Here is a 12982-nt window from a genome sequence, read left to right on the forward strand (position 1 = left end):
AACCGGCACATCTCCGCGCGCTGACCGCGCCCGGGTGAGGGGAGGTGGCCGGTGGCTGAGCGCCTCAACTTCACTCTCACCGGCCGTGACGAGCTGTCCCGCGTCCTCAACGGGGCGGGCAACAGCGCGGACCGGCTGCGGCTGCGGCTGGCCGGGATGACGACCGACGCCGACGGCCGGCTGCGGGACCTACAGGGCAACCTCGTCAGCACGTCCGACGCCTACCGGCGGCTGGACCGGACGGCCGGCGGCACCCGCACCTCGTTCAACTCGGTCTCCGACGCGGCTGACAAGCTCGGCGAGAAGCTCAAAGCCAACCTGATCAGCCTGGCACCGGCCGTGATCCCGGTCGCGGCGTCGCTCGCCGCGTCGACCGCGCACCTCGCCGGGCAGTTCGGAGCCGTCACGGTGGCCGCCGCGGCCTACGGGCTCGCGCTCGGCCCGCAGATCTCCGCGATGGGCGATGCGCTGGACGCGCAGAAGAAGTACCAGGACGCCCTGGAGGACGGGGGCGAGGGATCGGCCGAGGCCGCCAGGGCTGCGGCCGACTACCAGAAGGAACTCGCCAAGCTGCCGCGTCCGACGCGCGAGGCCGCGGTGGCGGTTGGCCTGCTGCGGGACAACTTCCACGACTGGTCCGACAGCCTGAGCGGCGACGTGATGGGTCCGTTCACCAAGAGTCTCGCGGTCGCCAACGCGCTGCTGCCCAAAACGACGGGCCTGGTGAAAGCGTCGTCAGCGCAGTTCAACCGGCTGATGACGCTGGTCGGCGGCGCCATCTCCACGCCCGGTTTCGACCGGCTGATGCAACAGTTCACCGAGTATTCGGACCGCACACTCACCCGCGCGATCAGCAAGAGCACCGAGTTCATCGCCAAGATCAACGCGGGTGAAGTCGGCTCCGGCATCGGCCGGTTCTTCGACTACGCGCGGTCCGTCGGCCCGCAGGTCTGGGACACCCTGGGGAACATCGGCGACGCCCTGCTCAACCTGCTGGAGGCCGGTGCCGACGTCGGCGTCGGAATGCTCGATGTCGTCAACGCTCTGTCGGGGATCGTGTCCGCGGTCCCGCCGGACGCCATCGCCACGCTGCTCCAGCTCGCCATCGCCATCAAGGCCGTGCGCATGGCGGCGGTGGGTGCGGACGCGGCGCGGGCGACGCTGGCCGCGCTCGGCTTGCAGATCGCTGCGGTGCGCACGGCGGCCGCCGGGGCACCCGGCCCGATCCGCGGCGTCACCGCGGCCATCGGCGGCCTGTCCCGGGGCGCGAAGCTGGCGATGGCCGGCACCGGTATCGGCCTGCTCATCATGGGCATCAGCTCCCTGTCGAGCATGGGGCAGGACGCAGCCCCGGACGTCGACAAACTCACCACCTCGGTGGGTGAGTTGGGGCGGACCGGCCGTGTCACCGGCGAGGCAGTCCGCGCCTATGGCAAGGACCTGGGGGGACTCGCCGATTCCCTGCGCACCCTGGTCAACCCAGCGGCCATCGATGGCATCCAACAGTGGGTTGTCACGCTCGGCGGTCTCGGTAGCTGGGACTCCACTCCGGTAAAGAACGCCAAGCAGGACATCGACGCCGTCGACAAGGCGCTCGCCAATCTCGTCTCGCAGGGCAAGGGTGACCTGGCCGCGAAAGCCTTCGACTCCATCGCCGCGGCGATGCGCAAGCAGGGCCTGTCGACCAGCGACCTCCGCGCCAAGCTGGACGACTACAAGTCCGCGTTGGCCGGGCAGCGGCTCGAACAGCAGCTCGCCGCCCAGAGCATGGGCCTTTTCGGGCAGCAGGCCATTGAGGTGCAGCAGAAGCTCAATGCGCAGAAGGCTTCGGCGGACGGGCTGCGGCAGTCCATTCAGGCCCTCAACGACACCAACAGGTCTGCACTCAGCGGCATGATCGGGTTCGAGGCGGCGATCGACGCGTCGGCGAAGGCGGCCAAGGCGAACTCGGGCGCGCTCGACATGCACAACGGCAGGCTGGTCCTGAACTCCGAGAAGTCGAGGACGGCGGCCAGTGCGCTGAACGACCTGGCGGCGAAGACTGATGAGGCGGCCGGGGCGGCGCGGGAGTCGGGGGCGTCCTGGAGCACGGTCAACGGGATCTACGAGCGGGGCCGGCAGCAGCTCATCAAGAACGCCATGCAGATGGGGTTGAACCGGGCGGAGGCGTCGCGGCTTGCCTCCCAGATCCTCAAAACCCCCGACAAGACGGCGAAACTCAAAGCCAATGCTGAAGATCTGCAGCGGAAGATCGCGGATGCCAAGCACCGGCTGAAGACCGTGCCGGACAGCCGGAAGGCGGCCGTGCGCGCGGAGATCGCCCAGTTGCAGCGGCAGTTGGCCAGGGCTCGTGCTGACCTCGCCTCGGTGAAGGACCGGAGCGTGACGGTCACGGTGACCAGGCGCACGGTCCTGCAGACCATCGCCAAGGGCCCACAGAACACCGCGGACGCACTTCGGCAGCAGGCCGCGAGGTTCAGTAAGAAGGCGTCCGGTGGGCCCATCGGCCGGGCGGACGGGGGCCCGATCCCCGGGTATCCGGGCGGCGGTCCGGTGCGCGGGCCGGGCACCGGCACGTCCGATTCGGTCCTCATGTGGGGCTCGAACGGCGAGTACATGATCAAGGCCGCGTCGGTGAGGAAGTACGGCCTCGCGGCGATGGACGCGATCAACTCCGGGAAGCTGCCTGTCCCTTCGGGACGGGCCGCGGCCCCGGGACGAGCGGCTGCTGCCCCGGTGGTGCAGACGCCCGTCCGCGATCAGCAGCCGGTGACGTACAACGTCTATCCGCGCAGCAGCGTGATCGACGCGGCGGACCTGCGGCTGATCCAGCGGCAGGAAGAGGCGCGTCAGCGTGTGGGGAGGGCACGGTAGATGCCGGTCATCACCACTGCGGGGGCGGGGCCCGTCACCCCGCCCCCCATTGAGATCCCCGACGTGGGGTACGCCTCCATCACCTACATCGACCCGGTCGGCGGGCGGTGGCCGATGACGGACCTGTCGGCGGACTGGTACACCCTCGCCGAGGGCGTGAGCGGACTGGGCGCGGCACCGTACACGCTGACCTCGGACCCGCACCCGCGGGGAGGGGCACGGCTGCGGCACGTCCAGCCTCAGCCCCGGACGATCGTGTGGCCGCTCCTCGTCAAGGCCGTCGACCACACCGGGTTCGTCCGCAACTGGCGGGCGTTGGCACGGGCGTTCACCCGCACCCTGCGAGACGGACCAGGGTTGTTGGAGGTCGCCCGGCCTGACGGCTCGGTGCGGCACATCGCGGTCTACTACCAGGAGGGTTGGGACGGCCGCGGTCAGACTGCGACCGGCATCACCTGGGACTCGGCCGTGGTCACGCTGTGGTGCGAGGACCCGTACTGGGTGGACGTCATCCCCCAGACCATCCACCGGTCGTATGGCGTCGGTGAGGACTTCCTGGAGCCGTACCCGTCCATCTCCAGCGGGCAGGTCCTCGGCGCCACCACCCTCATCAACCCGGGCGACGTGGACGTATGGCCCCAGTGGCGCATCACCGGCCCCGCGTCGCTGATCACTTTCACAAGGGAGGACACGGGCGACAGCTTCACCCTCAACCCGTCCGCAGTCGGGCACGGGGATCTCCTCGCCGGGCAGCAGGTCACTGTTTCGACGGATCCGCCCGCGGTCCGCTACCAGGACGGGGCCAACTGGGTCGGCTCGCTGGACTGGCCCGGCGCGGTGCTCTGGTCGTTGCCGCCGGGCCAGACGCCGGTGACGTTCCAACTGGCTGGCGCCGAGGTTGGCAGCGCGGTGGATCTCACTTACTACCCGAGGTACGAGACCGCATGATCCAACTGCTGATCACCGATGCATCCTGCGTCGTGCAGGGTGACCCCATCGCCGGATGGACCGAACTCGACGCAACCATCCGGTTCAATGCGCCAGCATCCGGCACAGTCACGCTGCCCGCACGTCCGGAAGTAATGGCCCAACTACAGCCGGGCAACCGACTGGTGGTCATCCGGGACGGCGCGATCTGGACGTCCGGGCCGATGGAGATCCCGACCGACTTCACGTGGTCTATCGAGAACGAGCCCGGCGTGGGCGCCGTGGACATCGGCTTCAGCGACGACTTGGCGAAGCTGGCCGGGTACATCACATGGCCCGCCCCAGCGTCGCCGTGGTCGGCGCAAAAGGGCAACACGTGGCGACAACTGAACTCCACGGGCGGCGAGTCGATCATCCGGACCCTCGTCAACGAGAACGCCGGGCCCGGCGCCCGCGCGGACCGGCGCATCGTCAACTTGTCCCTCGCCCCCGCCGCCGGGGCCGGGACCACGACAACGTGCCGCACCCGGTTCGAGGGCCTCCTCGACGTGTGCCGCCGGGTCGCCATCGACGGAGGGAACATCGGGTTCCGCACCTGGCAGGACGGCGACCGGATCCTTTTCGGCTGCTACACCCCGCAGGACAAGACGGCGACCGCCCGCTTCTCGACGGCGCTCGGCAACCTCCGCGCCCTCTCCTACAAGCAGTCCGCGCCCGAGGCCACGCACGTCCTGGTGGCAGGCAGCGAGAAGGAAGAACCGGACACGGCGCGCACCTTCATCGAACGGGCCGACGCCGCGGCCGCGGCCACCTGGTGGCGAGTCGAGCGGTACCTGGACGGCGGGGCCGACACCGACGCAAACGGCGAACTCACCGCTGCCGGCAACGCCGAGCTGGCCGAAGGCGCGGCCCCGGTCGAACTGTCCACCGTCACGGTCGACACCCCCGACCTGCGGGCGGGCCCGGACTTCGGGCTCGGCGACCGCGTCACCGTCGCGCTGCCCCACGGCCAGGACGTCACCGACCTGGTGAGGTCCATGCACCTCCAGGCCACCCCCAACAGCGGTGAATACGTGACCACCCTGATCGGCTCCCCCGAGGCGACCACAGACCCGCAGATGGTGCGCACCGTGCGCACCCTGACCCGCCGCCTCGGGCGGCTGGAGGCGAGATAGGCATGGCGCAGGACTCCTGGCCGTCCTCGGACCACAACAGCAGGAACGTCACGGATGCGGAGTACGAGGAGATCGCCGCACGGGCCACCGACGACGGCGTGTACCTACCAGCCGACCCGACCAGCGGCACCGTGGTCACCGCCGGGATCGGCCTCCAGGCCATCGTCAAGGCCAACTGCTGGGCCAGCCTTCGGGGGCACGCCTGGACTTCGGGCACCACCGACGTCACCCTCACCATCGCCCCCAACGGCAGCGCCCAGGCGCGTACCGACTGGGTGCTGCTCCGACTGGACCGTTCGGACTGGACCGTCCGCGCGGCCATCAAGGCCGGCACACCGGGCGGCGGAACACCGTCGATCACGCAGCAGACGGGCAGCACTGGCGTATACGAGATTCCCCTCGCCTACGTCCGCGTTCCGTCGGGGGCGGCCGCGGTTACGGTCGTGCCCTACGTCCAGTATGTGGGTGGGCGCTGCCGACCGGTCACCTCCGCGGCCAAACTGCCGGGCCGACGCGGGGACATGGTCTACGAGACGGACACCGGCCGGATGCTGGTGTGGACCGGGTCGGACTGGCAGTTGGTCAGCCAATACAGCGGCGAGGTCAACGTGACCGGACCGGCCCAACTGCCGTGGCAGCCGCAGACCGACTCCATCCTCGACGTGCGCAACGGGATCGCCTGTCTGCGTCTCGGGTCGTTCCAGCGGGCGACGGGGACCCTGGCGGCGGGGACTGACTCCCGCCTTCCGTGCACCATCCCGACGCAGTACGTGCACCCCACGCGGGACCAGTACGCCACCGTCTACGTGACCGGCCTGCGCATCGGCCGCATCACCATCCGCAGCGGCAACAGCGGCACCCCGGGGCAGGCGTTCCTGACCGCACACCCCGAAATCAAAAAAGGCGACAGCGTGATAGGCGCCTCAATCTCCTGGGCGGTGAGCTGATATGGCGCGGCATCGGTTCGGGTCCGTCGCGGACTACGTGATCAGCCTCGGCGACGACAATGCGGCCACCCTGCAGCCCGGCGCGCAAGTCACCTGCTGGAACATGCCGTCCGGCGGCACTCAGCACACGGACCTCGTGGACGCGGACGGGGAGACACCGATCGACGGCGGCACGCTCGTGGCCGACGGGCACGGCGCCGTCCCGGAGTTCCACGGCCCGGACGGGGTACGCACGCTGTATCTCGACGCCAACAGCGGCTCCGGTCCGCGGCGTGCGACGACCGCCATCGATCTCGACGCCGATCTGGCCGCCATCGAGGCGGCCGCCGTTAGCCGATCCACCGCTACGGCCGCGGGGGATCTCCTCGTCGGCACCGGCCTTGCGTCCGTCGGCCGGCTGCCGGTCGGAGCCGCGGGGCAGACTCTGAGCCCGGACTCGACGGCGGCCGCGGGCGTGCGGTGGGGTGCGGGTTGGCGGCGCCGGGATCTCCCGGACTCGCTGCTCGCCGACAGTCTGTCGACCGAGACCCCGACTGTCACCCTCACCGGCCCCGGGGCCACGTCGTCGATCCCGTCCGCGCAGGCGTTGCTCGCGCCGGACACCGGGCCGTTCCTGTACCTCGGCGCCGGGTCGTTCTCCTACGGGCCGACGTTCCCGGACACGACGCTGTACCTGCCGACGTCCCGCTACCCGAACACGTACAGCAGCGGGCAGTCGAACTGGGCGGTGGAGTTCTGCACGGACGCCGCCCAGTTCGAGATCCTGTTCAAGTACATCAACACCTCATGCCGCTACCGGCTCTCGGTGGACGGGCTGCCGGTCACGGACCTGCCGCAGACCACCGGCGCCACCAGTGGCGGCAGCCGCTACGTCCTGAAGTTCACGTTCCCCACCGCCAGGGTGCGGCGTATCAGGTTCGATCTGACGACCATGCCGTTCGGCGGGGTCTACCTGCCGCCGGGTGCGACCGCGTGGAAGCCGGCGGCCCGCGGTGGGCGACTCGGAGTCCTCGGCGACAGCATTTCGGACGGCTCCGGCCAGAACACCGGTGCGGGCATCGGCACCTGGACATACAGAGCCGGGCGCCTGCTCGGCTGCACAGACGTCTGGGACCAGAGCAGGGGCGGTACCGGCTACATCACCGCGGCGAGTTGGGCGACCCTCGGCGACCGCATCCCCACCGACATCGCCCCGTACCAGTTCGACCGGCTGATCGTGTGGGCCGGGTACAACGACAACCAAGGCAGCCAGGAGAACATCGGTGCCGCGGCTGACGAGGTGTTCGCCGCGGCTAAGGCAGCCTGTGTGCCGGGCGCGGACATTGTCGTGATCGGCTGCTGGGACCCGACCGGCAGCCCGGCCCCGTCCGTCGTCGCCACCACGGCCACCCTGCAAGAGGCCGCCCTCAACGCTGGCCTGCCGTTCCTCAACAACCTCACCGGCACCGTCTACGACTCCGCCGGTACCGCGGTAGCGACACAGGGTCCGTGGATCACCGCGGCGAACCGAGCTGCCTACGTCGGCACCGACAACGTGCACCCCACGGACGCGGGTCACGCCTACCTCGCCCGCAGGGTCGTGGGCGCACTCCGCGCCCTCATGCCCGCCTGATCCCAACCCTGCGGCCCCGCACATGGTGAAGAGGTGCGGGGCTCTCCTATGTCTGGAGTGGCTCATGGCCTCACCTCTGTCCGCAGACCGCATGGTCGCCGCCCTCAGCCTTGAGGGCGTCCACGTCGCCGAGCACGCTGGCTGGCGCACCCACAACCGCAACTCGAAGGGTGCATGGGGCCCGGTCAACGGCATCCTCATCCACCACACCGCCGGCTCGAACTCGCTCGGCATTGTGTGGTCCGGCCGGTCCGACCTGCCCGGCCCCCTCGCCCACACCCACCTCGCCAAGAACGGCACGGCGACGATGGTCGGCAACGGGCGCGCCAACCACGCCGGGCCGGCCGCGGTGAATGCGTTCACTGCGGTGCTGAACGAGTCGGAGACCCACCCGCGTCCCTCGAATGCCTCGGGCACCGTCGACGGCAACGCCCGCCTGTACGGCATCGAGATCGAGAACCTCGGCAACGGCCGCGACCCGTACCCCGCCGTCCAGTACCAGGCCGCGGTCCGCTGGGCCGCAGCGATCTGCCGCGCCCACGGCTGGTCCGCCAACTCCGTCGTCGGTCACAAGGAGACCTCGGTCGAAGGGAAGGTCGACCCTTCGTTCTTGATGGACACCTTCCGCGCTGACGTCGCTGAGCGCCTGCGGCACTCCGCCGCCTGGAGCCCTGGTGCGGGCACCGGAGGCGGTACCACCACCCCGAACCCCCCGAAGAAGGAGAAGGATATGCAGCTCACCGACCAGGTCGCCGTTGGCGATTGGCAGCCGCGCCGCTGGCCCGACGACAAGGGCCTGAAGGACAAGCGGATCAGCGTCGAGACCGCTCTCGGCTCCGCCTACGGGCACTCCCGCGTCGCGCACGAAGGCGTCGACGCCCTCCGCAAGGAGGTCGCCGAGGTCAAGGTGCAGCTCGCCGAGGTGCTGGCCGTCCTGAAGCAGGGCCGCGCCTGATGGCCGCCGCGGTGGAGAAGAAGGTCAAGGCCGCCACCGGCGCATCGTTCGCGGTCGGCATCCTGATCGCCGTACTCAACGGTGCTGTAGCAGACGAGTCGCTGCTCGGGCCGCTGCCCGCGTGGCTCCAGGCCATCGTCCTGGGAGGCGGCCCTGGCCTGCTCACGTTCCTCGGTGGCTGGCAGGCCAAGCACACCCCGCGCCTGCCCGTCGACTGACCAGGAGGTATCGCGTGGACGTTGCGACGCTCGGCGCTATCGGCACCATCGCCGTCGGGCTCGCAACGGCCGCCGGCGCCGCCTACGGCAAGCGCGGCGAGAACCGGAACGCGGCGGCGTCGGGAGCGGTCACCGGCTACGGACAGCTCGTCAACGACCTCCAGGAGGAACGCGACGCTCTGCGTCAGCGGCTGGCCGACACGGAGCAGCGGTTGATCGAGGCGTACCGCGATCTGGCGGACGCCCGTGCGGAGAAGAGCGAACTCCTCTCGCAGATCCATGAACTAACGGGTGAGCGTCAACGACTCCGCGAGCAGATTGCCCGGCTGGGAGGGACTCCGTGACGAAGCACGCTCAACCGTCGCTGCTCGCCAGGCGGTGGCGGCAGCTCATGCTCGCCGCCGTCCTCCTGGTCCTGGCCGGCGCGGTGCTGCTCGTGTGGCTGCGCATCTCCGCGGAGGCACACCGCGCGGACCAGCTCGGTGCGGAGGCAGCCCGCCGCGGCACTGCGGTGTCCACCCTCGCCGGGGACGTCCGCACACTGCGCGCGCAGGTCCGCGACCAGGGCGGGACCCCGGCCGTGCCAGACCCTGCGCGGGCGGTGGCGGATTTGCCCGACCGAGTCGACGCGGTACCCGGCACCCTGGGCCGCCCTGGCGAGAGCGGCCCGCCTGGACCAGCCGGCCGACCTGGCGCAGACGGGGCCGACGGCCAGGACGGCGAGAACGGTACCGACGGGACCGCGGGCTCGGACGGCGCAGACGGCAACGCAGGGGAGCCGGGCCCACCCGGTCCACCCGGCGAGCCCGGACCCGCCGGCACCGACGGCCGAGACGGCGCCGATGGCCGCGACGGGCAGACCTGCCCCGACGGGTATACCCTCCAGCCCCCACCCACCGACCCGGACGCGCTCGTCTGCCGGAAGGACGAGGCTCCGCCGCCCGACGATCCACCGTCCGTACCGCTCGCCGCGGCCCTCGACCCGCAACGCCGCACCTACTGACCAGGCCCCCACCACCCGCGCGGTGGTGGGGGCCCTTCGTCATGCCTGAGTCGCGCCGAGTTGTCAGTGATGGGCCGTAACATGATGCTGCGTCACCCACATGGGTGGCGCGTCCAGACATAGCTAAGCCCCCGCGCGGTATGGGCCGCCGGGGGCGTGGACCCAGTAGGAGGAGAAGCTCCATGGATCAGTTCCACCTTAGCCTGCCCGAGGACGCCAACGGAACACGTGGCACCAGTCCTTTCGACCAGATCATGCTTCTGGACCACAACGGCCAGGAACGCTGGTCCGCGCGCGACCTTCAGACGCTGATGGGCTACGAACAGTGGCGCCAGTTCGAAGACGCAATCGAAAGGGCCCAGCAGACCATCGACGCGAGTGGCCTGGACTCCCAGGATCACTTTGCGGCTACCCGCAAAGTGATGAATGGCGGCAGGTGGGGGCGCCAACAGGTCAAGGACTACCGCCTCACTCGCTTCGCCGCCTACCACGTCGCCCTCGCCGCGGACGGCCGCAAGCCCGAGGTAGCCAAGGCGAAGACCTACTTCGCGGTCAAGACGCGCGAGGCTGAACTCGCTGCCCCCACAGTCCCCGACACCCCCGAGGACCACCTCGCGCTCGCTCAGAACTACCTCGCCGCCGCCAAGGAACTCGTCGCCACCAAGAAGGAACTGGCGATCGCTGCCCCGAAGGCCGGCAAGTGGGACACGCTCTGCAACGCAGACGGTCTCATCGACATGAACGCCGCGGCCAAGGCATTCACCGACACCACCGGCGGCCTCGGGAGAAACCAGTTCATGGACCTGCTCCGATCCGACAAGTTCCAATTCCTGCAGGTGCAGAACCCGAGGCTCCCCTACGAGGTGCACGTCAAGGCAGAGCGCGCCAAGGTCAAGCTGGTGCCGGCCGGCTACAAAACAGTTGAGCAGACCTTCCTCACCCCGAAGGGCATGGACTGGATAGCCGACCGACTCGGCGTCGGCGGCGACCCGCTGCCCGCGACCTGACACCAGCACCCCACCCGCGGTCCTAGACCGCCGCCGCACCTGACCACGACAGTGCCCCCGCCTGGCCTCACGGCCGGTGGGGGCGCTGGCTTCTAGTCGTCCTCGCCGAAGCCGTACAGAGTATTTTTCTGCTTGCAGGACGGGCAGACCACGTAAGCCTGCGAATTGCTCCCATCTTCATAGGGAAGGCTGCTCGTCCCACCGGAGAGTGCCGCCTCACACCACTGACAGGTGCGCCCGCTATTCCCCCGGTTCGTTGGATCAACGAGCGTGCCACCTTCATCGAAGTAGAACCCATGGCCGTAGCAACTGTCGTTGTGGCATTCATACCGGCCCTCACCCCATCCTGGGTCAGCCCGCAAGTCCTCCCCGCAATCAGGGCACGACCGCCCCGAACCGCCACCGACACTGCCCAACAACCTGCCGAAGAAGCCCATGGCCGCCCCCTAGACGCCGCTCACGCGGCAGTTACCGTCCTTGCACAGGATCTTGCCAGGTGCCGGTGACGGACTCGTGTTGGCATCCGGTTCTACCCGCACAACCGCTGCGCCACCCGACACCCCAGCGCCCCCGCCCCTGCTCCGGCAGGCCGGCGGGGGCGCCTTCGTCATGCCCGGGCCGTGCCTCAGTCCGCTGAGGTCGCGCGCTCCGGGAGGTCAAAGACCATGGCGGTGTAGAAGGGCGCTTCCTCCCACGGGTGCGTCAGGCCGACTTCGCGGTACCCCCAGTTCACGTATGCCGACTGCGCGGCTTTCGCCTCCGGCTCCGGCCGGACAGTGAGCGTGACGCGCTCGATGTCCAGGCCCTCCAGCAGACGGGAGTGCAGCGCAGTGGCGATGCCAAGGCGACGCCACTGCTTACGGACCGCGAGTTCGAGGATGACCCAGGTCCGTCTGCCGTCCTCTCTCGTGAAGTGCTCGGGAAGATCCTCCTGGACATTGGCCCACCACGAGCTGTCGGCCGGGAGGAGATAGCCGTAGGTGAATCCCACGACCTCATCACCGTCCCACGCGATGACCAGCCGCATCCCGGCCCGCCGCGCGTGGACCTGGTAGTGGGCGATGAACTCGGCGACATCGCTCGGACCTTCGCGGTATGGCGGCTCCTCGTACACCTCTTCGTAGGCCGCGATGAAGGTGTCGAGCTGCCCTGCGGCCTCTTGGCCTTCGAAGCATTCGTAGGTGACCGCAGTCTGCGTCACGCCGCTCCTTTCGCATCTGCGTATTCGGACAGTTCTTCGACGGCCTGACGCGCACAGTCGGCGTCGTGGCCACGGAGAAGGTCAGTTACGTCACGGAGCTTTCTCGTGACACGACCCGACTCAACCTCCTCCAGGTGCTCCAGGCTTTCCACGGCATGTGCAGCGCCCTCGTCGACGTCGCCAGCCCTGACCAGGCTGTTCGCCAGAGTGATCCTGTACAGCGCGCGGTTGCGGCCATGCGTGCGGTCCTGGTGCTCGAGCGCCGCACGAAGGAACTGCACCGCGGCCCCGTGGTGGCCCAACTCGGTGTACAGCAGACCTTGCGAGTAATCGAGTTCGGCGTGTCCGTGGAACGCCGCCCACTCCGGCGCCGGGCGACCGGTGCCGCTGCGCTCCACCAGGCGCATGGCCGCGGCGAGCCGCTTGCCGGCGCCATGTCCGTCCCCCATGAGGGAGAGTGCGCGGGCTTCCCGTGAGGCGATGATCGACCGCAGGGTAGGCGAGCCGAGCCGGGTGGCCCGCTCCTGAGCGGCCCTGGCGAGTTCGAGGCCTTCGCGCGGCCGGCCTTCGTGGCACGCCTGCAGACTCATGGACGAGAAGACGAGGATCTGCAGGTTCACGTCTTTGAGAACCGTGGCAGTCGTCAGTGCCTCACCCCAGTACCCGCGGGCAGAGTCCTGATCGTTGGCGTCGTAAGCGAGCCACCCGCAGTGCTCGGCGGCTTCGCCCGCGAGGAGGTGCAGTTGGCGGCCGATGGTGTCGGGGTAGCTCCGGGTGTTCAGGATGCGGCGAACGCGACGCAGATGACGGGCAGCCAGGCTGCGGACGTCGTCGCCGCCGTAGGCGTTGTCGAGTTCGAAGAGGGAGTGGAGCCCTGCGCGGAGTTCGAGAAGGTGCACGGTCCCAACGGCCCCGGACGATCCGGGCGGTGTGGGAGTCCGGGTATGAGCAGGAAGACCTGCGGCGGCGGTGACACCCACGGTGTCGGAGATGAAAGCACGTCGGTCCACGGGTGGCGTGCCTTTCTGTGCGGCGAGTGGTGCAGGCCCCACGCTGGCTCCCG

12 protein-coding genes are annotated in these 12982 nt (G+C 69.5%); 10 read left to right on the top strand and 2 right to left on the bottom strand.

Annotated features, from left to right (window positions below; all coding sequences use genetic code 11):
- Positions 1–156 precede the first annotated feature (156 nt).
- The 10 genes from ACFVST_RS01695 to ACFVST_RS01740 all read left to right on the top strand — a co-directional run bounded on the left by ACFVST_RS01695 (position 157) and on the right by ACFVST_RS01740 (position 10718).
- On the top strand, positions 157–2874 hold the full coding sequence (locus ACFVST_RS01695; protein ID WP_390145802.1) for a hypothetical protein: 2718 nt from the start codon (positions 157–159) through the stop codon (positions 2872–2874).
- On the top strand, positions 2875–3822 hold the full coding sequence (locus tag ACFVST_RS01700; protein WP_390145804.1) for a phage tail protein: 948 nt from the start codon (positions 2875–2877) through the stop codon (positions 3820–3822). It begins immediately after the preceding gene.
- Positions 3819–4976 (top strand): siphovirus ReqiPepy6 Gp37-like family protein, encoded by a 1158-nt coding sequence (locus ACFVST_RS01705; RefSeq protein WP_390145806.1) that lies wholly within the window; start codon positions 3819–3821, stop codon positions 4974–4976. Before ACFVST_RS01700 ends, ACFVST_RS01705 begins: the two co-directional genes overlap by 4 nt.
- Before the next feature lie 2 nt (positions 4977–4978).
- A complete protein-coding gene (locus tag ACFVST_RS01710; protein ID WP_390145808.1) occupies positions 4979–5923 on the top strand; it encodes a hypothetical protein in 945 nt (314 codons plus the stop codon).
- A 931-nt stretch (positions 5924–6854) separates the two neighbouring features.
- The gene (locus ACFVST_RS01715; RefSeq protein ID WP_390146272.1) at positions 6855–7535 is read left to right on the top strand and encodes an SGNH/GDSL hydrolase family protein; all 681 of its coding nucleotides are present in this window, start codon (positions 6855–6857) and stop codon (positions 7533–7535) included.
- Positions 7536–7599: 64 nt separating this feature from the next.
- Positions 7600–8490 (top strand): N-acetylmuramoyl-L-alanine amidase, encoded by an 891-nt coding sequence (locus tag ACFVST_RS01720; RefSeq protein WP_390145810.1) that lies wholly within the window; start codon positions 7600–7602, stop codon positions 8488–8490.
- Positions 8490–8708, top strand: coding sequence for a holin (locus ACFVST_RS01725; protein ID WP_390145812.1), 219 nt, complete (start codon positions 8490–8492; stop codon positions 8706–8708). Before ACFVST_RS01720 ends, ACFVST_RS01725 begins: the two co-directional genes overlap by 1 nt.
- 14 nt (positions 8709–8722) lie before the next feature.
- A complete protein-coding gene (locus ACFVST_RS01730) occupies positions 8723–9052 on the top strand; it encodes a hypothetical protein (RefSeq protein WP_390145813.1) in 330 nt (109 codons plus the stop codon).
- Positions 9049–9711, top strand: a complete 663-nt coding sequence (locus ACFVST_RS01735; RefSeq protein WP_390145815.1) for a collagen-like protein — start codon at positions 9049–9051, stop codon at positions 9709–9711. The genes ACFVST_RS01730 and ACFVST_RS01735 overlap by 4 nt, the downstream gene beginning before the upstream one ends.
- A gap of 182 nt (positions 9712–9893) precedes the next feature.
- Positions 9894–10718, top strand: coding sequence for a phage antirepressor KilAC domain-containing protein (locus tag ACFVST_RS01740; protein ID WP_390145817.1), 825 nt, complete (start codon positions 9894–9896; stop codon positions 10716–10718).
- 625 nt (positions 10719–11343) lie between these two features.
- On the opposite strand, the gene ACFVST_RS01745 is transcribed toward ACFVST_RS01740, so the two are convergent.
- Both ACFVST_RS01745 and ACFVST_RS01750 read right to left on the bottom strand, forming a co-directional pair.
- A complete protein-coding gene (locus ACFVST_RS01745; protein ID WP_390145819.1) occupies positions 11344–11919 on the bottom strand; it encodes a GNAT family N-acetyltransferase in 576 nt (191 codons plus the stop codon).
- Entirely contained in the window at positions 11916–12818 is a 903-nt protein-coding gene (locus ACFVST_RS01750; RefSeq protein WP_390145821.1) for a hypothetical protein, read from the bottom strand. Before ACFVST_RS01750 ends, ACFVST_RS01745 begins: the two co-directional genes overlap by 4 nt.
- Positions 12819–12982 lie beyond the last annotated feature (164 nt).

It is taken from the genome of Streptomyces sp. NPDC058045, from assembly GCF_042885635.1.
In the GTDB taxonomy this organism is placed as follows: domain Bacteria; phylum Actinomycetota; class Actinomycetes; order Streptomycetales; family Streptomycetaceae; genus Streptomyces.

Excerpts from the sequence above, each read along its gene's own strand:
- ACFVST_RS01720 (WP_390145810.1), top strand. The coding sequence starts at position 7,600 with ATGGCCTCACCTCTGTCCGCAGACCGCATGGTCGCCGCCCTCAGCCTT.
- ACFVST_RS01700 (WP_390145804.1), top strand. The coding sequence starts at position 2,875 with ATGCCGGTCATCACCACTGCGGGGGCGGGGCCCGTCACCCCGCCCCCC.
- ACFVST_RS01740 (WP_390145817.1), top strand. The coding sequence starts at position 9,894 with ATGGATCAGTTCCACCTTAGCCTGCCCGAGGACGCCAACGGAACACGT.
- ACFVST_RS01705 (WP_390145806.1), top strand. The coding sequence starts at position 3,819 with ATGATCCAACTGCTGATCACCGATGCATCCTGCGTCGTGCAGGGTGAC.
- ACFVST_RS01725 (WP_390145812.1), top strand. The coding sequence starts at position 8,490 with ATGGCCGCCGCGGTGGAGAAGAAGGTCAAGGCCGCCACCGGCGCATCG.
- ACFVST_RS01695 (WP_390145802.1), top strand. The coding sequence starts at position 157 with ATGACGACCGACGCCGACGGCCGGCTGCGGGACCTACAGGGCAACCTC.
- ACFVST_RS01710 (WP_390145808.1), top strand. The coding sequence starts at position 4,979 with ATGGCGCAGGACTCCTGGCCGTCCTCGGACCACAACAGCAGGAACGTC.
- ACFVST_RS01715 (WP_390146272.1), top strand. The coding sequence starts at position 6,855 with ATGCCGTTCGGCGGGGTCTACCTGCCGCCGGGTGCGACCGCGTGGAAG.